The organism is Psychrobacter sp. UBA6739 (assembly GCF_002453835.1).
In the GTDB taxonomy this organism is placed as follows: domain Bacteria; phylum Pseudomonadota; class Gammaproteobacteria; order Pseudomonadales; family Moraxellaceae; genus Psychrobacter; species Psychrobacter immobilis_A.
The window spans coordinates 26,354-52,635 of the sequence record NZ_DKHR01000061.1 but is presented as its reverse complement, the minus strand read 5'-3'; the positions used below and the strand labels follow the sequence as shown (position 1 = coordinate 52,635).

The 26,282-nt window shown below is 43.3% G+C and carries 24 protein-coding genes; 8 read left to right on the top strand and 16 right to left on the bottom strand.

Annotated elements, in window-relative coordinates; all coding sequences use genetic code 11:
* Positions 1–5: 5 nt before the first annotated feature.
* The 3 genes from tilS to ppx all read right to left on the bottom strand — a co-directional run bounded on the left by tilS (position 6) and on the right by ppx (position 4,403).
* Positions 6–1,616 carry a tRNA lysidine(34) synthetase TilS gene (gene tilS, locus B2575_RS13290; protein WP_201552490.1) on the bottom strand — a complete coding sequence of 537 codons (1,611 nt, stop codon included), beginning with the start codon at positions 1,614–1,616 and terminating at the stop codon, positions 6–8.
* A 230-nt stretch (positions 1,617–1,846) separates the two neighbouring features.
* Entirely contained in the window at positions 1,847–2,650 is an 804-nt protein-coding gene (locus B2575_RS13285) for an acetyl-CoA carboxylase carboxyltransferase subunit alpha (protein WP_296242627.1), read from the bottom strand.
* Positions 2,651–2,876: 226 nt separating this feature from the next.
* A complete protein-coding gene (gene ppx / locus B2575_RS13280; protein WP_201552480.1) occupies positions 2,877–4,403 on the bottom strand; it encodes an exopolyphosphatase in 1,527 nt (508 codons plus the stop codon).
* A gap of 472 nt (positions 4,404–4,875) precedes the next feature.
* Between ppx and B2575_RS13275 the strand changes: the two genes are divergently transcribed.
* Positions 4,876–5,214, top strand: a complete 339-nt coding sequence (locus B2575_RS13275) for a DUF962 domain-containing protein (protein ID WP_296242659.1) — start codon at positions 4,876–4,878, stop codon at positions 5,212–5,214.
* A gap of 19 nt (positions 5,215–5,233) precedes the next feature.
* Here B2575_RS13275 and B2575_RS13270 read toward each other — a convergent pair whose 3' ends face one another.
* From B2575_RS13270 to B2575_RS13260, 3 genes are all read right to left on the bottom strand, one after another.
* Positions 5,234–6,982, bottom strand: coding sequence for an AMP-binding protein (locus tag B2575_RS13270; protein ID WP_296242623.1), 1,749 nt, complete (start codon positions 6,980–6,982; stop codon positions 5,234–5,236).
* A 281-nt stretch (positions 6,983–7,263) separates the two neighbouring features.
* Positions 7,264–8,565, bottom strand: coding sequence for a glutamate-1-semialdehyde 2,1-aminomutase (gene hemL / locus B2575_RS13265; protein ID WP_201554985.1), 1,302 nt, complete (start codon positions 8,563–8,565; stop codon positions 7,264–7,266).
* A 111-nt stretch (positions 8,566–8,676) separates the two neighbouring features.
* Positions 8,677–9,030: a zinc ribbon domain-containing protein YjdM gene (locus tag B2575_RS13260; protein ID WP_055123598.1), complete on the bottom strand. Its 354-nt coding sequence runs from the start codon at positions 9,028–9,030 to the stop codon at positions 8,677–8,679.
* Between the two features lie 326 nt (positions 9,031–9,356).
* Here B2575_RS13260 and B2575_RS13255 point away from each other — a divergent pair, with 326 nt between their 5' ends.
* Positions 9,357–10,130: a YgfZ/GcvT domain-containing protein gene (locus B2575_RS13255; RefSeq protein WP_109590736.1), complete on the top strand. Its 774-nt coding sequence runs from the start codon at positions 9,357–9,359 to the stop codon at positions 10,128–10,130.
* A 74-nt stretch (positions 10,131–10,204) separates the two neighbouring features.
* Positions 10,205–11,530: a D-amino acid dehydrogenase gene (locus B2575_RS13250; protein WP_296242619.1), complete on the top strand. Its 1,326-nt coding sequence runs from the start codon at positions 10,205–10,207 to the stop codon at positions 11,528–11,530.
* Positions 11,531–11,628: 98 nt separating this feature from the next.
* On the opposite strand, the gene B2575_RS13245 is transcribed toward B2575_RS13250, so the two are convergent.
* The 3 genes from B2575_RS13245 to B2575_RS13235 all read right to left on the bottom strand — a co-directional run bounded on the left by B2575_RS13245 (position 11,629) and on the right by B2575_RS13235 (position 14,799).
* Positions 11,629–12,090, bottom strand: a complete 462-nt coding sequence (locus B2575_RS13245) for a molybdopterin dinucleotide binding domain-containing protein (protein WP_296242616.1) — start codon at positions 12,088–12,090, stop codon at positions 11,629–11,631.
* A complete protein-coding gene (locus tag B2575_RS13240; RefSeq protein WP_296242614.1) occupies positions 12,062–13,858 on the bottom strand; it encodes a molybdopterin-dependent oxidoreductase in 1,797 nt (598 codons plus the stop codon). Before B2575_RS13240 ends, B2575_RS13245 begins: the two co-directional genes overlap by 29 nt.
* 251 nt (positions 13,859–14,109) lie before the next feature.
* The gene (locus B2575_RS13235) at positions 14,110–14,799 is read right to left on the bottom strand and encodes a TetR/AcrR family transcriptional regulator (RefSeq protein WP_296242613.1); all 690 of its coding nucleotides are present in this window, start codon (positions 14,797–14,799) and stop codon (positions 14,110–14,112) included.
* Positions 14,800–15,302: 503 nt separating this feature from the next.
* On the opposite strand from B2575_RS13235, the gene B2575_RS13230 reads away from it, so the two are divergent.
* The 3 genes from B2575_RS13230 to B2575_RS13220 all read left to right on the top strand — a co-directional run bounded on the left by B2575_RS13230 (position 15,303) and on the right by B2575_RS13220 (position 17,591).
* Positions 15,303–15,506, top strand: coding sequence for a CsbD family protein (locus B2575_RS13230; protein WP_045443240.1), 204 nt, complete (start codon positions 15,303–15,305; stop codon positions 15,504–15,506).
* A gap of 755 nt (positions 15,507–16,261) precedes the next feature.
* Positions 16,262–16,924, top strand: a complete 663-nt coding sequence (locus B2575_RS13225; RefSeq protein ID WP_296242611.1) for a PepSY domain-containing protein — start codon at positions 16,262–16,264, stop codon at positions 16,922–16,924.
* 295 nt (positions 16,925–17,219) lie between these two features.
* Positions 17,220–17,591, top strand: a complete 372-nt coding sequence (locus B2575_RS13220; RefSeq protein WP_296242610.1) for a hypothetical protein — start codon at positions 17,220–17,222, stop codon at positions 17,589–17,591.
* A gap of 9 nt (positions 17,592–17,600) precedes the next feature.
* On the opposite strand, the gene B2575_RS13215 is transcribed toward B2575_RS13220, so the two are convergent.
* Both B2575_RS13215 and B2575_RS13210 read right to left on the bottom strand, forming a co-directional pair.
* Entirely contained in the window at positions 17,601–17,912 is a 312-nt protein-coding gene (locus tag B2575_RS13215) for an NGG1p interacting factor NIF3 (RefSeq protein ID WP_201501832.1), read from the bottom strand.
* Between the two features lie 53 nt (positions 17,913–17,965).
* Positions 17,966–18,613, bottom strand: a complete 648-nt coding sequence (locus tag B2575_RS13210; protein ID WP_296242608.1) for a DNA-3-methyladenine glycosylase — start codon at positions 18,611–18,613, stop codon at positions 17,966–17,968.
* Positions 18,614–18,907: 294 nt separating this feature from the next.
* On the opposite strand from B2575_RS13210, the gene B2575_RS13205 reads away from it, so the two are divergent.
* Positions 18,908–20,227, top strand: a complete 1,320-nt coding sequence (locus B2575_RS13205; protein ID WP_296242607.1) for a short-chain fatty acid transporter — start codon at positions 18,908–18,910, stop codon at positions 20,225–20,227.
* Positions 20,228–20,487: 260 nt separating this feature from the next.
* On the opposite strand, the gene purC is transcribed toward B2575_RS13205, so the two are convergent.
* The 3 genes from purC to dapA form a co-directional block, all read right to left on the bottom strand.
* Positions 20,488–21,201: a phosphoribosylaminoimidazolesuccinocarboxamide synthase gene (gene purC, locus B2575_RS13200; protein WP_296242606.1), complete on the bottom strand. Its 714-nt coding sequence runs from the start codon at positions 21,199–21,201 to the stop codon at positions 20,488–20,490.
* A gap of 129 nt (positions 21,202–21,330) precedes the next feature.
* Positions 21,331–21,645, bottom strand: a complete 315-nt coding sequence (locus tag B2575_RS13195) for a hypothetical protein (RefSeq protein WP_227681635.1) — start codon at positions 21,643–21,645, stop codon at positions 21,331–21,333.
* Positions 21,646–21,680: 35 nt separating this feature from the next.
* The gene (dapA, locus tag B2575_RS13190) at positions 21,681–22,586 is read right to left on the bottom strand and encodes a 4-hydroxy-tetrahydrodipicolinate synthase (protein ID WP_060490249.1); all 906 of its coding nucleotides are present in this window, start codon (positions 22,584–22,586) and stop codon (positions 21,681–21,683) included.
* Positions 22,587–22,631: 45 nt separating this feature from the next.
* On the opposite strand from dapA, the gene B2575_RS13185 reads away from it, so the two are divergent.
* Positions 22,632–22,934, top strand: coding sequence for a hypothetical protein (locus B2575_RS13185; protein WP_296242603.1), 303 nt, complete (start codon positions 22,632–22,634; stop codon positions 22,932–22,934).
* A gap of 90 nt (positions 22,935–23,024) precedes the next feature.
* On the opposite strand, the gene B2575_RS13180 is transcribed toward B2575_RS13185, so the two are convergent.
* Together B2575_RS13180 and B2575_RS13175 are read right to left on the bottom strand one after the other, a co-directional pair.
* Entirely contained in the window at positions 23,025–24,233 is a 1,209-nt protein-coding gene (locus tag B2575_RS13180; RefSeq protein ID WP_296242602.1) for a hypothetical protein, read from the bottom strand.
* Positions 24,234–24,481: 248 nt separating this feature from the next.
* Positions 24,482–25,846 carry a Do family serine endopeptidase gene (locus tag B2575_RS13175; protein WP_390890589.1) on the bottom strand — a complete coding sequence of 455 codons (1,365 nt, stop codon included), beginning with the start codon at positions 25,844–25,846 and terminating at the stop codon, positions 24,482–24,484.
* Positions 25,847–26,282: the final 436 nt, after the last annotated feature.

The following is a 26,282-nucleotide window of genomic DNA, read 5'->3' as shown; positions in this document are numbered from 1 at the left end:
AAATATTAAAAAGCGTTATTGATGCTTAGACTGTTTCTAATAACATTGTTTTTAATAGCACTATTTCTAATAACATTCCCTCTAATAGCACTGTCTAAAACACCAGTATTGTCTATCGTGTCTATTAGCGACCTACTCGTCCCTAGTATCCAGCTCTCAAAAGGTGATACCAGTAATAATGGCCACTCTTTATCCTGCTGTACGGATACGGCAACGGCACTGACCACCACCAAACTCTCGCGCAACCATACAGGTACACCAAGCGTTTGATATAGCTTCTTGCCCGCTTGTGGACGTGATGCCAAGGCAGTTTGCACACGCTGCTGACGACCTAATGGTGCGAAGGTAATCTCAAACTTCTCATCACCATCTTGGTCGCTGTCTAATAGCTCTGCCAAGGCATTTGGCATCATTTGTGCTTGCCAAGTAAATTTACTATCCCTGCGTAAGGTAACTGATACAGACTGGGCAGCCTCTGAATCAGCATCAGCCACAACAAAATCAGATAAGGGTTGAATCTGTTTGGTAAGCGGCAACTCAAGCCATGTCAACCAATCGCTGCTGAGACGATAAAGCTGCTGACGGTAGCGGCAAATCGTATAGGACTGCTTGCGAGCTTGCCAAAAAAGCGCCGTTTGGTGATCAGGATCTTCACGTTGGCTTAGCATAAATACATCATCGACCAGCTGCTTAGCAGGCGGTAACGGTTCATCTTGACCGAGCCAATGATGCAATAGTTGCCGCTGACGATAAATGGGTAATGCTTGTAGCTTGTCTATATTTAGCACACGCTGGGCAGACGATAGCTGTAATGATGCTACCTCTATCTGCTGTAAATCTTCTGCCGCTTGTGCATTGATTATTAATTGGGCATCACGCAATAGCTGTGCGCTACGGGCGATATTGTCAATGACATTGGAATTATAGGTTGCCAATACTGGCATGATGTCGAGGCGTAGCCCACTACGTACATTATCACCAGCATCATTGGTTGGGTCATCGATATAAGGGAGCTTTAGGCGCTGAGCATAATTGCTGATATTGGCGCGTTTGACCGTCAGCCAAGGTCGCCATAATGCCATACGCTGTGTGCCTTGCGTTTGGATACGCCACGGCTGCATACCCGACAGACCATTCACCCCAGCGCCTTGTATCAGCCGCATCAGCACCGTCTCTGCTTGATCATCGGCATGATGCGCTAAGAGCAATACATCATCTTGATTGAGTTGCGCTCGCATGACATCATAACGAGCCTGCCTTGCGGCTTGCTCATCATGACCATTCACTTGCGCACGTAAAATCCGACACGGTATCTGCTGCACTGCTGCCCAGTTAGCAACATGTGTCGCCCAAGTGTCACTATCTGCTTGCAAACCATGATTGACATGCAGCAATTGCGGCAAAAATGGCAACTTACCTTGGCGATAGAGCTGCACACACAGCGCAGCCAATGCTAATGAATCACGACCACCACTACACGCCAGCCAAAGCCGTCGACCGTGCAGCTGTTCACCATATTCAGCCATACTGCTCAATAATGCTTGTGCCAGATCGGCATCGACAGGCAAGTCTGCGATTGGCTTCATAGGATGCGAGAGGATTGCACTGCTGGTCATAATCAGCCTTATTTATTTAGCATGCATACATGAATTGACATATAAATGAATCAGCTTATACGTCAGCTACTACATCAGTTACAGCGTCAGTTAGCACCTATATTAACAGCCACAAAAAAACGCGCCATAAAATGACACGTTTTTATTTTAGCATTAAGACTCAGTCTCTAATATGAAAAGCTTTGTGTCCATGAATAGAAGCTTAGTAACAGAGATGTCATAGCGACCAATTAAGCAGGCAACATCACTTCTGAGTTAAAGGTTTTCAGCTTCTCATAACGTAGCTCACAACGCGCGTGTGCGTCTAAATCTTTAATCTCATCTAACTGCTCAGCAATAAGTGCTTTCAAGGCGAACATGACTGGTTGCGGCTTGATATGTGCGCCTTCACCTTCTTCAATGACGGCATCAATCAGCCCCATTTGATATAAATTAATCGCATTTAATTTCAAGGCTTCACTAGCGTCTTGTGCTTTTTCAGCTGTTTTCCACAGGATAGAGGCACAGCCTTCCGGAGAGATAACCGAATAAATACTATTTTGTAGCATATTGACTTTGTCACCAACACCAATTGCCAACGCCCCACCTGAGCCGCCTTCACCGATGATAGTCACGATAATAGGCACTTTTAGGCTAGAAAAAACGGCGATACTTTCTGCAATGGCTTGCGCTTGTCCGCGTTCTTCCGCGCCAATACCCGGATAAGCGCCTTGAGTATCGACAAAGGTCATCACAGGGATATTAAAGCGCTCAGCCATTTTGACCAAACGAATCACTTTGCGGTAGCCTTCAGGATTGGCCATGCCAAAGTTATGGGCAATACGCTCACGGGTACTGCGACCGCGATGTTGACCAATTACCATCACAGGCTGATCATCAAAACGCGCCAGACCACCAAGAATGGCTTTGTCATCGGCAAAAGCACGGTCACCGTGCAGCTCATCGAATTCGGTAAACAACTGATTAACATAGTCCATAAATAATGGACGCTTGGCGTGCCGTGCAAGCTGCACACTATCCCAGACAGTGCTCATAGACGCTTCCCTTTAATAATTATACTTAATGTATTTATGTTTAAGAATAATATCGTTATCGATTTTTAGATAATGAAAGTACAGTTGTAAACTCAATAGAGGCTATAGTAGCACATCTTAAATGGCATGACATTACTGACAAAGCCGCTTTTGTTACGTTAATCTATAGCATACTCATTACAATAGTAACGGCATCATGTTGATCGTCAGTGCAAAGCAGGGCTGTCTAGCCCTCAACCACGCTCAGCGTCACGCCCCATTTGGCAAACTGCTCAATCTCAGTATGCAGATCCGGCAATAAGAAAGCGTAATGCTCACTGCTATTGGCAACGGTGATTTGCCAGCAATGATCGTCCATGGCTTGTAACTGTAATTCTGGTAATTCATAATCGCTGCGGCTGTGATGCGCCAGTACAGCCAAACGTAGCAACAGGCAAAGATAAACGAGCTGATTACCACCAACATTACAGGTCTGCTCTAACATATCAGCCTTGAGCTTACGACGATGATTGAGCATCAGCTGTGCCATGCGCTTTTGATCGACTTGTGAGAATCCTGGAATATCAGAATACTCAAGCAAATACGCGCTGTGCTTATGATAACTACTATGACTGATTGCCAATCCTATCTCATGCAAGAAAGCCGCACGTCTGAGTAAATCACAATCATCATTGGTAAGGGCGAGCTTCTCCTTCACTTGCTCAAATAAATGACGACTGGTTTTCACCACTTGTTTGGCTTGTTTTTTGTCCCCTGAATAACGCTTAATCAGCGCCAGCACACTGCGGTCACGAACATCTTCGCTAGCAAAGCGTCCAAGCATGTCGTACATCACACCTTCACGTAGTGCACCATCTGAGTAAGTAATGGTATCGACACCCAGCACTTTCATGACCGCACGCAGTACCGCAACGCCTGCTGGGAAGACGGCTTTGCGATGTTCCTTAACGCCTTCTAAATCGATGTCATCGACGTTGCCAATTTTAAGCAATAGCTTCTCTAACTTTTTGACACCTTTATAAGTGATGCGCTCTTGCTCATCAGCCCAGCCCTTAGATACCAGCACATTACGTACCGCTTTAATCGTCCCACTCGAGCCAACCACACTACTCCAGCCCAATTTTTGATAACGACCCTGAATCGCTAACACTTCTTTGCGAGCGGCTGATATCGCATTATTAAAGGCTTCTTTCGTGATTTGACCATCGGCAAAGTACTTCTGGGTAAAGGCGACACAGCCCATCTGCAAACTCTCGGTCAATAGCGGATCGAACTCTTGACCAATGATAAACTCTGTCGAACCGCCACCAATATCGATGACCAAACGCTTATCACTACTGGCATTGGTGTGTGAGACGCCCAAATAAATCAAGCGCGCCTCTTCTCGTCCCGCGATAATCTCAATGGGTTTCGGCAATATTTTATTGGCACGGGCAATAAAGTCATTGGCATTTTTGGCTTGGCGTAAAGCATTGGTCGCAACCACGCGAATGCGTTCGGGTGGTACCGAATCCAAACGCGCCACAAATCGGCTCAAACAGTCGAGACCTCGCTGTGCAGCTGCCGCACTTAAGATATTATTCTCGTCCAAGCCTGCGGCAAGCTGGACTTTTTCAGACATAGAAACGACTTTTCGCACCTCACCATGGTCAAGACGCGCAATGGCCAGATGAAAACTATTGGAACCGATATCAATGGCTGCCATCATTTCATCATCAGCAAGCGGCGGATTTGTAAGGTAGTCAATAGGCATAAGAGGAATCGTTACCGTGTTGGATAAAAGGGAGAGGATATGGGCTAAAAATCAGACGATTGAGTCATATAAACATCGTAGCTGCACCAAATAGTGCCATCTATACAAAGATGCTCACGTGTTTGACGCAATTTTCGCCATTAAAGCATTTATGCCAAACACTGGCAAGTGACCCAAATGCTAATTAAGCAGCAAGCGCATCATTCACAAAATAACGAATGCGCCATAAACATCCATTGCTTGTGTTAAGGATAGCGTTTTGCTACATTAAAAACGACCAATATTATAATAAATAACAGTTACTTAATGAGCGCCTAGCCGTTTTAGTAAAACGGAAAGCCCCCTAATTACTCTCCCTAATATCTATACTCAAGAAACGATTAGCAAGGAAGCTAAACAAATGAATCAAACGACCACACAAAACACTACCAAAAACGCCGATGCTCAAGCGGTCAGCAATGCTAAAAAAAACATGATGACAACCGTCAGCCCAACAAAGCAGAAATTTTATGATTTCTATTTAGCTGAACATCAAAACATGGCTTGCCGCCGCTTACATTTTGCTGGTAGTAGCTTTGGCTTATTGGGACTCGCAAAGTCGGTCAAAACCGCTTCACCAAAACCATTACTTACAGGCATCGCTGCTGGATATGCTTGCGCTTGGGTCGGTCATTTTTTCTTTGAAAAAAACGAACCTGCCTCGTTCAAATTCCCTCTAAAAAGCTTTGCTAGCGACTTTCGTATGTACAGTGATGTCCTACGCGGTAGACTCAGCTTAAAAGACCGTAAATTTGATAAAATCGGACGATGATAACTCGCCCCTAGCTCAACTAACGTAAAGACTTACGTAATATTTTGCCTACCGCAGTTTTGGGCAATTCATCGATAAACTCGTATGACTGCGGGCGTTTATAACCTGTTAAACGCTCGATTGCGAAGCTTTGTAGCTCTTCTACCGTTACGCTCAAATCCTTTTTAACCACAAACGCTTTGGGTACCTCGCCGCTGTGCGCATCTGCAATACCAACCACCGCGACTTCAAGTACTTTCGGATGCTCTGTCAATGCCGCTTCCACTTCGTTTGGATAGACGTTAAATCCTGAAACCAATATTATGTCTTTTTTGCGATCCACCAGCGTCAAAAATCCATGTTCATCTAGCACACCAATATCACCTGATTTAAAGTAGCCATCCTTTGTAAAAGTATCTGCATTGTCTCGTTGCCAATAACCACGCATGACCTGCGGGCCTTTAATACAAACCTCGCCCCGTGTACCTATTGCACAAGTTGCACCCTGTTCATCAATGATTTTAATATCCATCATCGCAAGTGGCAGACCAACGCTACCATTAAAATGATCTATACCAGGTGGATTAAAAGAGATAACTGGTGCAGTTTCGGACATGCCGTAACCTTCATTGATAATCATACCAGTGACTTGTTGCCACTGATCAGATACGGCTTTTATAATTGCGGTGCCGCCACCGATAGATAGTGCCAAGCGACTAAAATCAAGGTTGGCAAACTTTGGATGATGCAGCATACCAATAAATAAGGTATTCACCGAAGGAATGACATGCGGACGGTGCTGCTCGATGGTATTGACTAGTCCATCGATATCACGCGGATTGGTGACCAGTATGTCTTCCCAGCCGCCATAAATACCTAGTAAGCCGCAAACGGTAAATGAGAAGATATGATAGAGCGGCAACGGATTGAGTATTTTAATCTGCTCGCTACGACCCGCTTCAATCGCATGACCAAACATCGCATAACACTGACAGACATTGGCCATGACATTGTAATGCGTGAGCATCGCGCCTTTTGGCTTGCCGGTCGTGCCACCCGTATATTGCAGTAAAGCTAAATCTTCACGCTCGATAGTAACAGGCTGATATTGCTCAGCGTGGTATGCACTCATAATATGGGCAAAGCTTATATTCTGCTCTGAGATATTTTTTGCAGCATTATCGGCTGTGGTTTGATTGGTTTGATTGAATTGACGAGTAGTATCGGCTGACGGTTCAAGTTGGGTAAGCAAAGCAATATCGTTATCAGCAGGTGCAGCACTCGGATTGACGGAACAATGTACGACGAATGAAAGTTGCGCTTTGACTGCATCATCTAACTGATCGTAAGCAGAGGTCATACCATCGAGGACAATCAGCACACTAGCTTGAGCATCCGTCAGCTGATGTGCCAATTCATAATGGGTATACATCGGATTGACATTCACCAATACCGCGCCTGCTCGCAGACAACCAAGTAACACCACGGCATACTGCAATATATTGGGTAATTGCACAGCAACACGGTCGCCTTTGCTCATTCCTTGTGATTGCAAAAAAGCAGCAAAGCGGCGGCTGGCAATATCCAATTGTGCAAAGGTAAGGGTGGCGGGCCCCATACTAAAAGCCACAGAATCACTATGCTGATCTATTTTGGGTTGCAATAAATCTAGCAGGTTGTGCTTGTTCTCTAATACATCTAAATTATTTCTTATTCCATATTTCTCATATGAGGCTTGCCATAACGGTGGCGTATTACTGCTAGGCATATCATTAATGCTTGTAGTCATCAGTTGGCGTCCTTGCTCAATTGTCTTGATTCATCTCAGAATAGCATAATTTATTGTTTATTTTGCAATCACCCAAAGAAGGAATTGTCTTCGTCCTAGTTTTTTAGTTTATGCAATCATCGTCAGAAAATCTTTATCTTTCATAGTGAAAATCAGAAAAGGATAAATATTGGGCACAAAAAAACCAGCATGATCTCTCATACTGGTTCTTGTAAGTACATACATTTTAAACAGATCTTAAATAAACAAGGTCTTAAATAAACAAGGTCCTGAACAAACAGTTACGCTTTTGCCATTTCTGCAAAAATTTCGTCAGCGGCTTTAATCGACGCATCAATATCTTCATTGCTGTGTTTAATTGACATAAAGCCTGCTTCATAAGCAGACGGTGCCAGATAAATACCGCGATCCAACATGCCATGGAAGAACGTATTAAACACCGTCATATCACACTCTGTCACGTCATCGAAGTTCTTTGGCGTGTCAGTTTCATTGTCTTTAACAAAGAACATGCCAAACATACCGCCCAATTTATTGGTACGCATGTTGATGCCATGTTTGTCAGCTGCCGCTTGAAAACCGCCTACTAGACGATCAACTTTCGCTGCTAACTCAGCATAAAAGCCATCTACGGTTAAGTCTTCAAACATCGCGATACCCGCACGCATTGCCAGTGGATTACCTGACAATGTGCCGGCTTGGTAGACGCCGCCGAGTGGCGCAATGCAAGACATCACTTCTTTTTTACCACCGAAAGCACCAACTGGCAAACCTGCACCGATGATTTTACCAAAGCAGGTCAAATCAGGATCAATACCGAAGTATGCTTGTGCGCCGCCCAGTCCGACACGGAAGCCCGTCATCACTTCATCAAAGATCAGCACTGAACCGTTGGCAGTACATTCTGCACGCAAGGTATCATGGAATTCTTGGGTCGGAATGACCATATTCATGTTGCCAGCGATCGGTTCTAAGATCACGCAAGCGACTTCTTCGCCCCATTTCTCAAAGCAATCTTTAATCGCTTGTGGGTCATTATAAGGAATCGTAATGGTGTGCTTAGCAAAATCAGCTGGCACACCTTTTGATGTTGGCTCGCCAATATCTAGCATGCCCGAACCTGCTTTTACCAATAAGCTGTCTGAATGCCCATGATAGCAGCCTTCAAACTTAACGATTTTGTCACGCTGGGTATAGCCACGAGCCAGACGAATTGCACTCATGGTCGCTTCTGTACCGGAGCTGGTCATACGAATCATCTCAACGCTTGGGACAATTTCGCAAATTTTATCGGCAACAGTCGTTTCAAACGGCGTTGGCGTACCAAAACTTAAACCATCATCCGCTGCTTTTTTGACCGCATCAATCACTTTAGGGTGCGCATGACCCAAAATCATTGGACCCCAAGAGCCGACATAATCGATATAAGCATTGTCTTCGGTATCATAAATTTTGCTGCCGTTAGCACGGTGCATAAAAATAGGCGTGCCACCGACACCAGCAAAGGCACGGACTGGCGAGTTTACGCCGCCAGGAATATGTTTTCGGGCTTGCGCAAATAGCTGTTCGTTTTTAGTGCTCATCATTATTCTCTACTTATTATTTCTTTAATATTGGTTCTGTCTTATTTTATTAAAAATAACTTTGCGGCTTGTTGTTAATGCTTAGCAGATTTTTAAAGCACATTTAATAATTTATGCTTTTTTAACAACAGATGATTTAAGCTTCATTGGGCCAAAACCATCAAGTTTACAGTCAATATCATGACCATCAGAGGCATCGGGCAGCAGGCGAATACCTTTTGCTTTAGTACCGACTTTAATAACAATCGATGAACCTTTGACTTTTAAGTCTTTAATCACGGTGACGGTATCGCCATCTTGCAGCTCATTACCGACCGCATCACGAATGACCGCGTCTTGCTCTTCAGCTTGTGCCGCATCGGTTTCAGCCGCAGTCCATTCATGAGCACACATGGGACATACCAGTAACGCACCATCTTCGTACGTATATTCAGCATCGCATTTTGGGCAATTGGGTAAGCTCATAATTTCCTCGTCAGCCGTGATAAATTGGGTGTATTCTAGAGCTAACATTGTACCGTAACTCGCCAGCTTTAACCAATCGCTTCGCTCGTAAATGCGGTGCTGTGACTAATTGATAGATTCGCTCATGTCTTACAGCGGACGTTTTTTATCACACAGTGTTTTGTGGTACTCTGCTTTAACTAAATTTGGTTTGATGGCCATATATCTTTAGATGGTAAAAACCTCAATATTTACTTTAGCAATTACTTTAACAACTCAGTATTCACCACAATATCTGAGGCTATGGCTACTGATAACGATAGCGACTTATGAATAGGATAATAATAATGACTCAATCAAACGTATCGACCCTCTCATCAACATTGCCACAATTTGTTCAACTAACGATTCAAGGTGAAGATGCAGAAAAATTCTTGCAGGGTCAGCTAACCTCTGATGTCACCAAGCTCGGACTCAGTTATCAAGCAACGGCGCTTAGCAATTTAAAAGGTCGCATTGATTTTGGTTTATGGATAAAAAAACAAGCTGAAAAGCATTATGATGTGGTTATCAGTGCCGATTGCGCTGAGGCTTTTCAAGCCCATTTAAAAAAGTTCGGTGCCTTTTCAAAATTTGACACCAGTGCGCCCGCGCCCATTTATCCTTGCGTGCTTGATGACGTGCCAACCTTTAGCCATCAAGAAGACCACAATAAGCCAACCGATACCCAAGCGTGGATGCAAGAGAGTCTTGCCATTGGCAACTATTGGATAGTTGCTGCAACCCAAGGTCTGTTTCAGCCACAAGAGCTGCGTCTGCATCAGCGCGGCGGTATGGACTATGATAAAGGCTGCTATCTTGGTCAAGAAGTGATTGCCCGTATTTATTTTAAGGCAGCGCCAAAAGCGTTTTTACATTATGTCAGCGGCGCAGGTGACGTGCCAGCAGCCGGTGACAAGCTAGAAAAAATTCAGGTGGTTAATGCGATTGCCGATGACACTATTAATGGTAATGGTTTTAAAGCATTGGTCGTTGCCCGTCCAGAGCATTTAGCCGATAGTGAGCTTACTATATTAGACTTACCGCAAGCGCTGCAAGCCGATGTTGCGCGCCAAAAATAGTGCGATATGATGAGTGACGCGTAATAAGCAGCACTCGTCAAAACATTTTTACTAAAAAAGCAGCAGAGTAATCTATGACCCATATTGCGGTACTCGGAGCGGGTGTGGTGGGCGTGACCACCGCATGGTATCTTCGCCAAGCAGGCTACGATGTGACCGTCATTGAGCGTGAGCCAGCTGCCGGTATGCAGACCTCATTTGCCAATGGTGGTCAAATATCTGTCTCGCACGCAACCCCTTGGGCCAATCCTGCGGCTCCTATGAAAGCGCTTAAATGGCTGTTTCGCGAGGATGCACCGCTGCTGTATCGCTTGCGTGCTGATAAGGCGCAGCTTAAGTGGGCGATGCAGTTTTTGCAAGAATGCCGTGCAGATAGAGCCGATGCCAATCTGGTACAAATGGTACGTTTAGGCTTGTATTCACGAGATGCACTACAACAGCTGCGTGCTGATATTGATATTGATTACGAGCAGCAAACGCGCGGTATTATGCATTTTTATACCAATCAAGCGGAATTTGATGCCGCCATTGCGCCAACGGAGCGCATGCAAGAGTTAGGCTGTGAGCGTCATGTCATCGATATCAATAATGCCGTTAACTTAGAGCCTGCGCTTTACCCTATTGCTCATAAGCTAAAAGGTGCGACTTATACCAGCCGTGATGAATCGGGTAATGCCCATTTATTTACCCAACGCTTAGCCGAGCGCTGCATCGAGGCTGGCGTTAAGTTTTTATACGATACCGAGATTCTGGCGTTAAACACTGACGACTATTCTGCGCGCCCGCATGTGCATAGTATTACCATTCAACCTAAGGGAGAAAACGCGCAAACCTTTAGTGCAGACAGCCATGTACTGGCATTGGGCAGCTATAGCGTATCGCTCATGAAACCGCTGCATATTCATCTACCTATTTTCCCTGCTAAAGGCTACTCGGCCACTTATCAAATCAACCCTCGCGCCCCGCATCTGGCACCCTTTGTCAGTCTCATTGATGATGAGTTTAAGCTGGTGACATCACGCCTTGGCGACAAGCTACGCGTCGCTGGAACAGCAGAATTTAACGGCTACAATTTGGATTTAAATAGCACCCGCTGTGCAGCCATTACCCGCCGTGTGCAGCAGTTATTTCCCAAAGGTATCATCGCCAATTCTGTGCAATATTGGACAGGGCTACGTCCAATGACCCCATCAAATGTGCCGTTAATTGGGCGCGCGCACAGAGGTCAAGTCCGTCATGGCAGTCATAATGTGGATGCTGGTTTTGATAATTTATGGCTCAATACAGGTCATGGTACGCTTGGCTGGACGCATGCTTGCGGTTCGGCGCAGGCGATCAGCTTATTAATACAAGGTGAGACACCGCCAGTCGATTTTGATTTTGTTGGCTTAGGATCATAAAAATAAGAAACGTAAGAATAGGAAATATAAAAAAGGCGCTACCAATATAAGTCAGCGCCTTTTTTCTTTATATGAAAGACTTTTATTCTAGAACTATTTTATGCAGCGCTCTCTGATTTAATATCGGCATTAACTTCAGAATTAACATCAGAATCAGCCGTCGCCAAATCAGTCGCTTCTGGCTCAATCGCTTCCAATTGTACTGGTACACCATTGACTGCCGCATTGCCACTTAGCTGATCAATTAAGGTATCGTCTGTCAAATCATTGACACTGACGCCCGCATGCGCTTGAGCGATTTTTTGTTTTACCCCTTTACGGCCGTGACCCCAACCATGGGGGATACTCACGACATTTGGCATCAGCTCATCCGTCACTTCTGCTACGATCGTCACACTACCCACACGCGACGTGACTTTTACGTTTTGACCATCCTCAATACCGTACTCTTTCGCTGTTTCAGGATGTAACATCAAAGTACAGCGCGGCTTACCTTTTACCAAACGATAGCTGTTGTGTAGCCACGAATTATTACTGCGGACATGACGACGACCAATCAATCAATAGAATTTGCTTGTCATCATAGTCCTGCATCATCTCCTGCACCCGCTCTAAATCTGCTCGATAAAAATCAACATTAAGATGAATCTGCTTGTCTTTGTGTTTTAACGCTTGTGGCAGCATGGTTTTGAGCGATCCCAAATCAATTCCATGCGGATTTTTCTTCAATTGCTTTAGATTGAGACCCTTATAAGGCCCACGTTTTAGACCTTGATTAAGCACAAATTTCGGACCCAAAACTTTTATTATTAGGCGTTCGACTTTGGTTGCAAGTCCAGCTTTTTTATCCAAGCGTTTCGCCAGCTCTAAGTAAATTTGCCAGTCATGCTTGGCGCTTCTTTGCTTAGCAAACAATGCCTCTGAATATTTGGCAACGTTATGGACGGCAAAATTGTTAAAGGTGACGTCATAATGATCGCGCTCTAGCGGCGATACCGGTGGCAAAATGATATGCGCATGACGGCTGGTTTCTGTGACAAAGTAGTCAATAGCGACCATAAAGTCTAAGTTGGCAAAAGCCGTATCTAACTTTTCACCATTTGGCGTGCTGAGTACAGGGTTGCCCGCGACAGTCATAAAGCCTTTTAACTGCCCCGCCCCTTCTACCAACATCTCATCCGCCATTGCCACGACGGGATAATCGCCATTAAAATCAGGCAAGTTACTCACGCGGCTATGGCGCTTACCTAAATAACCTGGGCCTGAGTTATTGACCACGTCGACCGCAGGATTGGGGAACATCAGACCACCCACTTCATCCAAACGACCTGTGACAATATTAATCAGCATGATTAGATATTGACTCAGTAAGCCAAACTCTTGCACCGAGACGCCCATGCGCCCATAACAGACCGAGCTTTCGGCTTCACAAAACTCTTTGACCAGTCGTTTAATCTCTTTTGCCGCAATGCCAGTAATCTCAGCAACGGACTCGGCGCTATAGTCTTTTGCAAAGTCTGCAATGCGTGCAATCTCTGGCACGAGCGCCGCCGCTCTACTATTTTTAGCATGTGGCTTATCCGCATATCCTTGGAGATAAATTTCATTGAGCATGGCAAGCAAGAGCAAAACATCGGTCGCTGGGCGGATAAAATGATGCTCGCTAGCAATATCTGCCGTTTCGGTGCGTCTTGGATCAATGACTACCACTTTACCATCACGCGCTTTGATATCTTTTAGTTTTTGACGCATATTTGGTGCGGTCATAATACTGCCGTTAGACGCTAGCGGATTGCCACCAATGATGAGCATATATTGAGTACGATTGACGTCAGGCACAGGGATGCGCAGCATATGCCCGAACAGATGCATGCTAACAATGTGATGCGGCAACTGGTCGATGGAAGTCGCAGAAAAGCGACTGCGCGTCTTGATACTGGTTAATAGATGCTTAATAGTTAACATGCCGCCCAAATTATGGACATTAGGATTGCCTAGATAAATACCGAAAGCGTTTTGACCATGTTTTTTCTGTACCGACTGAATACCGGCGGCAACCTTATCGAGAGCTTCAGCCCAGCCAATCTCTTTCCAACCGTTAGCGGTTCTCTCAACGGGATGACTCAGGCGATCACTGTCTTCATGCAAGTCTTGCAAAGCAGTCGCTTTTGGACAAATATACCCTTTAGAAAATGGATCATCTTTATCGCCTTTAATCGATAATACCTTTGCTCCATCGTGCTTTATTTCAATACCGCACATTGCTTCGCATAAATTGCAGGTTCTAAAATGTGTTTGTTCATCCGTGTGACTCTTTTCACTAGCCATGGTCGCGCTCCCTGTTATTTTTTACTATAGTCATTCCACTATAAAAGTATTACTGCGTTAATCTCGTTTGAAGTATTAAATAGACATCTACACTCGGTTGCCTTGTACTACTTTTAAATTGAATCGACTATAGCGCTTTCACTATATAAATTCCGTTTTATAAGTTTAATATGGTTGCTAAATTTGCTCATCTTGAAACTATTGAGCATTAGTTAAAGCTAAGCATTACTAAAAATTAATAAGCTAAATAACTAGCCATCTACTCTGCGCTTGTCTTTGGTGAAAAAATGGCTAAAGACGCCATCAAAGTTTTTGCACAACATTTCAATGGCTTGCTGCCGTGAATAACGCTGTTGATGACAGCCCAATATCAATTCATGTACTTGGGCGGCAGCGATATCGACACAGAGATGAACGTCAGATTTGTCAAAAGAGCACTTGGCTGACTGCAACCCCTCTATAAATATCTTGGTCCACTCGTCTCTTATCTCTATGATTAGACTTCCCAGCCCGTTACGTTCTATGTTTGAATCAAAGCGCAGACTGTCTTCGAGCAAACGTTGAAATAAAGTGATGTTTTGAAAGGCGGCATCAAAAATCAATGTTAAGCATTCCTGACAACGCTCATTGAAATCCTTTTTAGACAGCGTTGCATAGTCTTTAAGCATATCTACCCACGCCATGCGCATTGGCGATAAATAGTTGCCTTTAAGTTGCTCGCCTAACACCTGCTGCAACGCATCTAAACTATCAAAATGATTATAAAAACTTGGCTGAGCAATACCTGCGCCTTTCGCGATTTTATTCATGCTCATACCAAGAGCGCCCTCTACGCTATACAGCTGCAAGGCACTTTTTAGTAACGTATGACGCGTTTTCGCCTTTGCCAGCTCGCGTTTTGTTTCCGGTTTTTTAGCACTTACGCTGTTAAGTACATTCACTATCAATCTGCCCCAACTTAATCTATAAAATAATTGTTATTTCAACTATAAGGCTATAGCCATTTAAACAAGAAGTCTATCACTAAATATTTAACCTTACTTATTCTTGATGATTCGTTTTAACCCATCCTAAAACAATCATAAAAAATAGCCGCCACATTTATGATGACAGCTACTTTTTTTATTCCTATATTTACAGCGTGTTACGACGTCATTTTTTATAAATCATCGCCAGACTTGTTAATCCTCTTTACGTATGTCACTGATAAAACACTTCATTTATTACACAAATGGACGATGCATAACATAGCTGTGCAGATTTCCATAATGGAGCAACACTCTCAACATTGCATATACAGACATGGCGATGGTGAGCACTTATATTAGATATCACCAGTTAGCTGATTAATAAGTACTGATAGCAGCTGAGTAAAATGTCGATTAAAGACAGATGGAATAATTGTCTCAATAACCAATTTTATAATAAAAGAAGGAACATAAAAATGAACGAACATACTCTAAAAGGTGAATGGAACCAAATAAAAGGCTCAGTAAAGCAAAAATGGGCTGACCTTACTGATGATGATTTATTACACGTTGAAGGTAGCCGTGATAAATTGGTCGGAAAAGTTCAAGAACGTTATGGTCACAGCAAAGATGATGCTGAACGTGAAGTAGATGCATGGCGTACTGAACATAAATACTAGTAGATAATCATGCTTGTAAGAAGTATTAAGATAGAAATTTTATAAGCAGATTATTTAAACGAAAACCGCATTAGTTTCTAATGCGGTTTTTTTATGCTGGACTTATCACCAACTTGATTTATATCAAATAATTATAAGAGATAAAACTCAAAGTCCAGACACGATAAAACCGCATAGCAATTAACTGTTATGCGGTTTTATTGTTAACCATCCATGTTACCTATCACCACTGTTTCCCATGCATCCTTGCATAATATTCAGCATATTGTGATACTGGGCATCCTGCCCTTTTTACTACAACCACCAGCATTAACTACTGATAGCAGCAAAGGGTATGTGTCCTTACTCCACTTATCATTATCATCCTGATGCTAATAAGTGAATCATTATCCTTAATGCGGTTAACTCAATCCTTGAGTCACATTCCCTAATGCCGTGTGACTATAATGCCTAATTCCTAACCTGATGTTAAGTCGCGTAAGCGTCATTACGTGTAAGCATATGCTTACATGATTCATATTCGTTGCTCTGATTACAACTTATTAACGCAAAAGACACTTATCATCAAGCTTTGTCCATTATGATAGATAATGTAAGAAAATATTTCAAAGCGCATAATGGTAATGACGATGGTGAAAATTAGTTTGCCAGTAAGTTATGAATACGATTATATGAACAATTTACAGAGTGCGTACGTGCTCGGCTATCACCAGCAATGGCATGGATAATTTAAAAATATTATAGGATATTGGATCATGAAAACTCTAAAGCCTTTCTCATTTAAGACCGTTATATCTACTGGTCTTGCAGTTGCATTATTGGGTACTACAGTTGGGTGTGCCGTCGTCGGTCCAGGGTATGATAATTACCCAGTATATGGTGGTAATGATGATTATGGTAACGCTGACTACAACCGCATTAGTCAAAAGCTACGCGCTGATCTACGCCGTAAAGGCTATCAGGTTATGGATATCAAATCCGATAACTACCGTGGCAATCGCATAATGACCGCTTATGCCAAAAAGAACAACCAAGCATACGAGCTAAAATACACGTATCCCGATCTAAAACTTATTAGCTCAAATAAAAAAGCTTGGTCTAATGTTTGGCAAGACGATAGATATGACAAAGACCATTACAAGAAAGATAAATATAAAAATAATGGCAAGCATAAGAATAATAAGCACTATAAGAATGACGATATCGAAGATAGCATTAAAAGAGACTCGCGTTATCCAGCAATTAAGCAACGTGCAATCAATAAAATACAAGGCATGGGCTATCGGGTCAACGACATTGAGTTGGAAGAAAAGAACGGACGCGGCGTGTTCGAGATTGAAGCCAAGCGCGGCTCGCAAGAATATGAAATACGACTTGGTTACCCAAATTTAAATGTGATTAAGATTGAAAAAGACTAGGGCATGTCCTCCATTCAATTGATAGTTATAGTCAATCCTATATAAATCAGATACGGTGTCAGGCTCGCTTAGTCTACTATTTATAGTACTTTCGCTTGCCTTCCTTGAATCTAAATTATATTGAACCGACTATATTTAAGTGCATTAAAAAAGAAATAAGTAAAATAAAGCTATTAAATAAAGTTTTGGCATCATTGATTACTTGATGCCTTTGGTCAAATAAGCCAGCCCTTGGTTTATTTGACCCTTTTTTATAAGATCAGCAAAAACATCTTTGACATCATAAGAGTATTTGATGAACCACCATACTTTATTAAAAACCACTGCTACCGCCAGTATGATTGCAGTGTTGCTGACGATAACGACTGGCTGTGTCACCGCACCTGGTTATAATGCTTACGGCGACCTTTACGAAGATTTTTATAAAGACAGTAAGGTCTACAAAAAGCACAAGAAGACCATCAACTCCATTGATAAAGAGCTTTATCAACCTGCTATCGAGCAAAGGGCTGCCAATAAATTCAGCAATATGGGTTATCGAGTCAAAGACGTCAAATACAAAAAAGGTGACAGTAAAATAAAAGTAAAAGCCAAACGCGGCAGTGAAGATTACAAAATCGAGCTTGGCTATCCGAGTTATAACGTGATTAATATCAAAGAGGACTGAGAGCTGACTCTAAAAGTCTAGTACTTCAATCACATCATAGGCAGGCATTTCATAAGGATGCACCTGCTTTAACACCTCGATGACCTGTTTAATATCAGCATCAGCCACTACCATTTCTACCCGCCACTCCTCAACGGTTTCCAGTTGATTATGTGCTCCAATATTCGGATTACTGCCTGCCAGTGGCATAAACTGCCCTATTCCCTGCACTTGCCAACAGCACTGTTCATAATTGCCAATCATCCCCGCGCCTGCCGAAAATAAAGCGGACTTTACCTGCTCTAATGCTGTATCTGGAATAAAAACCGTCAGTTTATACATGTATTACTTCCTTCCAGTCTATTTAGAAAAACAGCCATCAACTATCAATCTTACTATTTTTTGGATAACGAAGGATGGTCAGTCCAAATGTAGCGCAATAACCACTCTTTTGCCTCGCCCGCATAATCAATGCCAATCCGTGGACGCAGCGATACTGGTGGCTTACAACCGTCTTCTTCTACCCAAATGGCTGATGCTGGATGAATAGATTTGCCATACAAGTCACGGTCGATTTGTAAACGCTTGGTCAGCTTACCGGGACCAGCGAACTGCTTGGGATGAATCAGTTGTTGATCTAAGTTCAATAATTGCTCATCTCGCAGGCGGTCACTATCTTCTGCTAAAAACCCTGCGCGTATCAGCACTGACTCAGGGGAGTCGAGAGCACCACTGATTAAATTGAGCATATGATGGACACCATAAGTCAAATATACATAAAAAACGCCACCTTGCTCATACATGATTTCAGTACGCGGCGTACGGCTGCCAGCATGTGAATGACAAGCGGGATCGCCCGCACCGATATAAGCTTCAGTTTCTGAGATGCGCATACGCAATATTTTAGTTGTGCCATCCGTATCTAACAGCTTTCTACACAGCACTTTACCTATTAAGTCAGCAGCGACCACACAGGTTGGTCGAGTAAACCATGATGGCTCTAAAATAGTAGGCTGCGCCGTGGAAGTTTGAGGCGTTGACATTAGTAATGACCTTTTATACTTTTTGTATTATTGAATAATTAGGGCGTGTGTAATATTTGACCATGGCACTGACAGTACCGATTTGTGACTGTTCCACATACCCTAATAAGTTAGCATAAAAATAAAGCAAGATATGGCGCACAGTGTTTAAGGAATGTTTAAACAAACCTTGCAAGGTCGGTATAGCATTCAAAAAGATGATTTCTGCTGAATGAATAAGCATAAAAAAGTAAGAATGAGGTAACATTGGAATGAGGAATGAAACGTAAACTTAGACAAAAAGGAAGTCAAAAAATGAAAGGGATTACACGCTTCTCGAATAGCTTGATGGAAAAATATCTACCAGATCCATTTTTATTCGTCATTATTTTAACCTTGGTTATTTTTGTAATGGGCTTAGGTTTAACCGACTCTTCACCGGTACAGATGGTGGCGTTTTGGGGTGAAGGCTTCTGGGCTTTGCTGGCATTCTCAATGCAAATGGTTTTGGTGCTAGTAACTGGTTTTGTATTAGCAAGCAGCCCCATATTTAAAAAAGGTCTGGGTAAACTTGCCAGTTTCGCACGCTCGCCAGGTAGTGCGATTATACTGGTTACCTTAGTATCGCTTGCAGCAAGCTGGATTAATTGGGGATTTGGCTTGGTCATTGGGGCATTATTTGCCAAAGAGCTGGCCAAGCGTGTCGAAAATGTCGATTACCGTTTATTGATTGCCAGCGCCTATTCTGGATTTATCATTTGGCATGCCGGATTCTCTGGGTCGATTCCATTATCCATTGCAACAGCAGGCCATCCCTTCGTTGATAAAATCGGTGTTATTCCAACAAGTGCGACCATCTTTGCTAGCTATAACCTAATTATCGTTGCAGCATTGGTTATTATCGTCCCTTTATTAAACCGTCTGATGATGCCAAAAAAAGAAGATACGATTACGGTAGATCCAAAAATTCTAGTAGATCCTATCTCTGAGGATCTGCCAGCCAAATCGGATATGACACCAGCAGAACGTTTAGAAAACAGCTGGATTTTATCAATGGTCATTGGCGTATTGGGCATCGCCTTTATCTTGTATTATTTCGCACAGAACGGTTTTGCTCTAACGCTCGACTTGGTTAACTTTATGTTCTTGTTTCTTGGTATTATATTTCACGGTACACCTCGCAAGTATTTGATTGCAGTTCAAGAAGCGGTTAAAGGTGCAGGCGCTATCATCGTCCAATTTCCTTTTTATGCAGGCATTATGGGAATGATGACAGCTTCAGGGTTGGCAGGTGTGATGTCAGAAGCTTTTGTCAACGTTTCAACAGCGGAGACGCTACCACTTTTTGCTTTCCTCAGTGCAGGACTCGTCAACTTTTTTGTTCCTTCAGGTGGTGGACAATGGGCAGTACAAGCACCAATCATGTTAGAAGCGGCGGAAATGTTGGGTAGTGATCCATCACGAGTTGCTATGGCTGTAGCATGGGGTGATGCTTGGACAAATATGATTCAGCCATTTTGGGCATTACCAGCACTGGCGATCGCAGGTCTAAAAGCCAAAGATATCATGGGTTTTTGTGTCATCGTGCTGATTGTCAGTGGTGTTGTGATTGGTTTAGGACTCTTGTTTTTATAATAAATCCTATAACTCCAACCTTAACTATTTTAATAAAGAGGTTGTTCTTATCTTTAGATAATAATGAAGTAAATCAAATAGCAGTGGAGCTATTCAGAATAGCCATATTTGATAATAACGACTACCTTTAGGTCAAAGCCTTTATATTATTAGTCGTAAGATAAACACGAAGATTAATTTAAAATCACAAAAAAACTGAGCACATGGCTCAGTTTTTTTTACGCTAAAGATTGACCTGCAGTGCAGTGCCAATCAAACATCTAGCTTAATGGCACACCAATACGGTTAGCCACTTCTTCATAAGCTTCAATGACATCGCCTAATGATTGACGGAAGCGGTCTTTATCCAGCTTCTTCTTAGTCATCTTGTCCCAAATACGGCAGCCATCTGGTGAGAATTCATCCCCTAAGACGATACGGTCATGGAACACACCAAATTCTAGTTTGAAATCAACTAGTATCAAATCACCTGCTTCGAATAACGCCTTTAACACCTCATTTACTTGATGAGTCAGCTCTTCCATTCTTGCCAGTTGTGCTTCGGTTGCCCAGCCAAGAGACACAGCAAGTGACTCATTGACCATTGGATCACCCAGCGCATCATCTTTATAAAACAATTCATAAGTAGGCGGCGTCAATGCTTGCCCTTCTTCTAAGCCCAAACGACGAACCAAGCTGCCCGCAGCAAAGTTACGAACCACGCACTCAACTGGAATCATCTCTAAACGCTTGACCAATACTTCATCTTCAGACAATTGCTTTTCAAAATGCGTTTCGATACCAGCATCAGCCAGTTTTTGCATGATGAAAGCGTTAAAACGATTATTAACGACACCTTTGCGTGCTAATTGCTCAATACGCTTGCCATCAAGCGCTGAAGTATCATCACGGAAATGTAGAATCAAAAGATCATTATCTTCAGTTTCATAGACAGATTTGGCTTTGCCTTTATACAGCAGTTGTTGCTTTTGCATTATGGGAGTTCCTGTTCGTTCAAGCTTATGTGGTAAAAACGCGCAGCGACCGCTGATTTTTGTATGACAGAATGAATAATATTTACATTAATCACTGTAAAATGTCAGCGGTATAAATAGGGAATAGCTTTAATTCGAAGGACTACTGACAGCGCGCTCAGGCTTCGGTAGCTGGTACTGATTACCTGATTCGTTCTGTAATTTCAGCGTATTTACACCAGCATTAGGAGTTGCATACAAAGGTACAAAAGGAGCTGGTTCTTTGTTAGCAGGCAGCTCTATTGGCACAAGCTTTTTGCTTTGCTGATATTCTAAACTACCATTGTCACGCTTACCAAGTAAGTTTTTAGCACTTTGGCAACCGCTCAATACTAAGGTACTTCCCAATATTAAGGTCAGCAGCGCAGGGAATATTTTTGCAGTCGGTGATGATGTTTTCATCATATTATCTCTCTGAGTTAGCATTTACACGCATCATTTTATAATAAGTTAGCACGCACCAAGGCTTCATCAATAGTGGCATGATGTTGTTCAGCCAACCATACCAAAGGCAGACGAATACCAGTATCTATCATACCCATTTTATGAAGCGCATATTTGGCTGGGATAGGACTTGACTCAATAAACAAGTCACGGTGTAAATGCTTGACCACATCATGGACTTTATGAGCCGCGTCAAAATCACCACGAAGCGCCGCTGTAAAAGTCTCGCTCATCGCTTTTGGGGCGACGTTGGCAGTGACTGAGATATTACCTTTACCACCGAATTGCATCAAATCAAGCGCCGTACCGTCATCACCAGATAGCACGACGATTCTATCGCCCACTGCTTTGATCAATTGCTCACCGCGAGCGATAGAGCCTGTGGCATCTTTAATCGCGACGATATTATCGATATCAGCCAGACGTTCTACGGTCTCTTGTGCAATATCAACGACCGTACGTCCTGGCACATTATAAAGCATCTGCGGGATATTCACCGCGCGCGCGATAGCCTTATAATGTTGGTATAAGCCTTCTTGTGGCGGCTTGTTATAATAAGGCGCAACCAATAACGCACAATCTGCACCAGCGTCGGCAGCATCTTGGGTCAGCTTAATGGCTTCCATCGTATTATTGGCACCTGTTCCAGCAATCACTGGTACACGACCTTTGACATGCTGAACAAAGTAGCGAATAACATCGCTGTGCTCTTGCATAGATAATGTCGCTGACTCGCCAGTAGTACCAACGGCAACGAGACAATGCGTGCCTTGCTCAATCTGCCAATCTATGAGATCCGCCAGACGTTTATAATCGACCGTGCCGTCAGGATGCATGGGCGTTACCAAGGCTACCATTGAGCCTTGTAGTCGGGTTTTGATCTCGTCGTATGCTGTGCTCATAACCGTGCCTTACTGTATTATCCTAGCTTTTTTCAAAGCTGTCACATGATAGGTCGTTGGCAAGTGTCAATGATTATGTCTACGCCTGTACTTACATTGTGTACATTCATAGGCAACATTGGCAATATCTTGCTTGATATTAATGCTGAGTATTTTTTATTATCAATCTTTTTCTATGATAAAAGCGTTCGCAATATAGATGCTAAAAATCGTCTTAGCCTTATTTTTACCAATGACCGACAACGCTTATTTAGTACTAAAAATAGAATAATAAAAACGCCTGCTAGTGTAGCATATTTTGATTTGACCGCTATCAATCAATTAACGTTCAATCAATTGAATTGCTGACATGCCATTACAACCTACAAACCAACAGCCTTATTATTCAACTCTCAGTTTAGCGCAATGAATCAGCGCTGATAAGTCTTTTGAGTCATGTTAACGAATCGTCAACACATCGATAGTGGGGCGATACAAGCGAAAAGGCAGCCCTCGTGTACCGATACCGCTACTGACAAATATCTGCGCACTGCCATGTTGGTATAAACCCCGCTGCTTGCCCATGCGGCTATTATTCAACAGGGTTGACTGCTCGCTACTACGTGCGATATTTTTTTGTTTTTGTGCCAACCATATATTTTTTTGAATCGCCTTTGCTGCACCAGTAATCAATAGTGGTCGTGGCTGTAAGGATTTTGGCAAATCGCTAATACTATCAAATCGTGAAGCCAAAATGATGACGGGCTTCGTGGTATTAGCAATTTCAGCACCAAGTGCGGCTTTATCAGACGCATTTGCCTCTTCAATATCAGCAAACTGTTTAGGAACATCTTGCCAGCCGCAAAGCACGGCGACGGTTGGGCTATTTTCCAAATTTTGCTGTCTAAAACCCTCTTTATTATTTTTAGAATAACTCGCACTGGGCATTACTGGAAGCGCATTAGTAGCCCCAGTACATTTGAGTGGCAGCGAGGTACACTGCTGACCGATATAGCTGATATCAAGCACATCAAAGGCACTGGACAACGTATCTTCTAATAGCGGCTGTCCTTGCTTGGTCGTATTAATCGACTGATAACGCAAATCTGAGGTACTCATCACTGTATAAATAGGCTTATTAACCCCTTTAAACAACATGAGCTGACCCACTAAATCAGCACTTGGGTAATACAACCAGTCGCCCGTAATCAGCACCGCATCTGCTGGTAACGCATTGATGGTAGCAACCAGTTTACGAATATGACGCGGCTTGCCGCTATACAAGCCTATGCGTAAATCAGCCAATACGGCAACCGTCAGCGGTGTGGATAAATCTAAGTCGATTGCATGATGATCTAAACGTAAACGATTGGGTTGTATCACCACAGTATAAAAATAGAACCCCATTGCAAATACGGCCACTAGCACGAGTGGCAGTGAGAGCTGCGCCAGTATCGGCAGCATGTCTTGCGACCAACCTATCACCAACAGCAAAGCCCAAACAGGCATAGTATAGGCAGCATAATAGAGTGCCAACTTCAACCAAATACGCATAAAACGTTTGGTAGGATTGGCATTGAACGTTTGTAATCCTGACCACAGTATAATATACGCAAGCAATACTGCTGTCGTAGAGATACTTAGGATATAAAGAGCATGGTCAGTCATAATTACCTGATGGTTACGAGAGAGTATGAGCCGAGCAACTGGCTTACCCTATATTAGAACGTATAGAGCGATAAATAAATCGCTCCATGAATAAGTTAGTGACAATGTTAGATTATTTTAAGTCATGGTTAAAAAATCAGCCATTATAGGGGTCGAGCTCTATCATAGACAAGTAGAATTATTGACGCGCCTGTTATGCCATGCTCAGTTGCTGCACCGACTACCTACCCCTACTAAGCTATCAAAGCTTACTCAATACGTAAACCAATAATCGCGGGAATACCTTGGCGTATAATTTCAATGGTCACTACGCCTTTTTTGGGCAATGATGAAATCGCGCTTGAAAAATCCGTGACCTTTTTAATCGGCTTTTGGTGAAAATTGGTAATCACATCACCTGCCAACAGACCTGAACGCGCCGCCAATCCCGTTGGGTCAACTGTGGTAACCAAAATACCCGTCTTATTATCCACTGCGATTTCTGCTTGCTCATCAGCGGTCAAGTTACGTAAACGCAAGCCTAACTGCACCTCATCATTCTGCTGATCGCCGCCTTGTGCTCTCACATCATTGGGCGCATAAGTGAGTTTGCCGCTGATGGTCATTTGCTTACCATTACGCTGAATCTGTGCGCGGAAGCTATCGCTCGGTTTGGCACGATTGAGCAAGTTTAATAAATCTGAGGCGCGCATAATTTGCACTTCATTATATTGCAAAATGATATCGCCAGGTTTTAGACCAGCTTTTTGTGCAGGTGAGTCTGGTGATACCCTTGTCAGTAGTGCACCTTGAGGACGATCTAGATTATAAGCTTCTGCTAAATTGCGATCGATGTCCTGCGGATAAATACCTAAATAAGCACGTACCACCTCGCCATCAGTTTTTAGCTGCTCGTAAATATCCATCGCCGCATCAATCGGAATGGAAAACGACAGACCCATATAACCACCAGTACCACTAAAGATACGCGAATTAATACCAATCACTTCACCGCGCTGATTAAATAGTGGACCGCCTGAGTTACCAGGGTTCAATGCCACGTCCGTTTGGATAAATGGCACGCTAGTATCGCGTGAAAAACTGCGTGATTTAGCACTGACAATGCCCGCCGATGCTGAGTAATCAAAACCAAATGGCGAACCAATAGCTAGTACTGGCTCCCCTACTTTCAGAGCATTCGAGTCGCCAATAGGCAAAGCAGGAAATTGGTTGCCCGAGACTTTTAGTACAGCCACATCAGAGCGCTCATCACTACCAACCAAGGTTGCATCAAGCTCCGTTCTATCGTTAAGAGTAACAGTGATTTTATCAGCGCCCTCCACCACATGATGGTTGGTTAGCATATAACCATCGGCTGTGACAAAAAAAGCCGTGCCATAAGCATGCTCAATTGCTGGCGTGGCAGCCTGATCAGGAATACGTAAACGATCACCAAAGAACTGCCGCAACAATTCGGCTGTTTGGGCTTGGGCAAGCTCAGCCTCGCTGACGGTCTTGGTGACATTTACGCGGGCAACGGCTGGGGTAACTTGCTGAACTAAGTCAGAAAAATCCGCCGTGGTGACGACAGCTTGGGCGCTCGCCATGGCGGTGGCAGTGACGCCAGTAACCATCGAGGTACTGACAGCAAGCACCAGTGCACTACGTTTTAACCAATGCGGCACATAAAACTTAGATTGCGCTGTAAGCATATTGATAGGCATGTTGTCCTCCATATAAGTAATCGTTGTTATTTTTAATGGTTATGTTTAGGCTACTATCGCTAGTGACGTGTATACGATGTTTTAATTTTAACCAAGTCCGTATATGACAAACGTTGCATCGGCACTGAATGTTATGGCGGCCAACCTTTTTAGTCGCCATCTAGTCGTTTATTAGATTACTGTTTTTTATACCCTTATGCCATCGACCATTCACCTTTCCTTATATAAACACCCCAAAACAATGATAATCCTCGCTAGGTGCATGATAAAGACGGCTACTGTATGATAAGTCATCGTGCTATTTTGTCATTATTCCGATCATGTAGGATAACCCAAGGCGCGATTA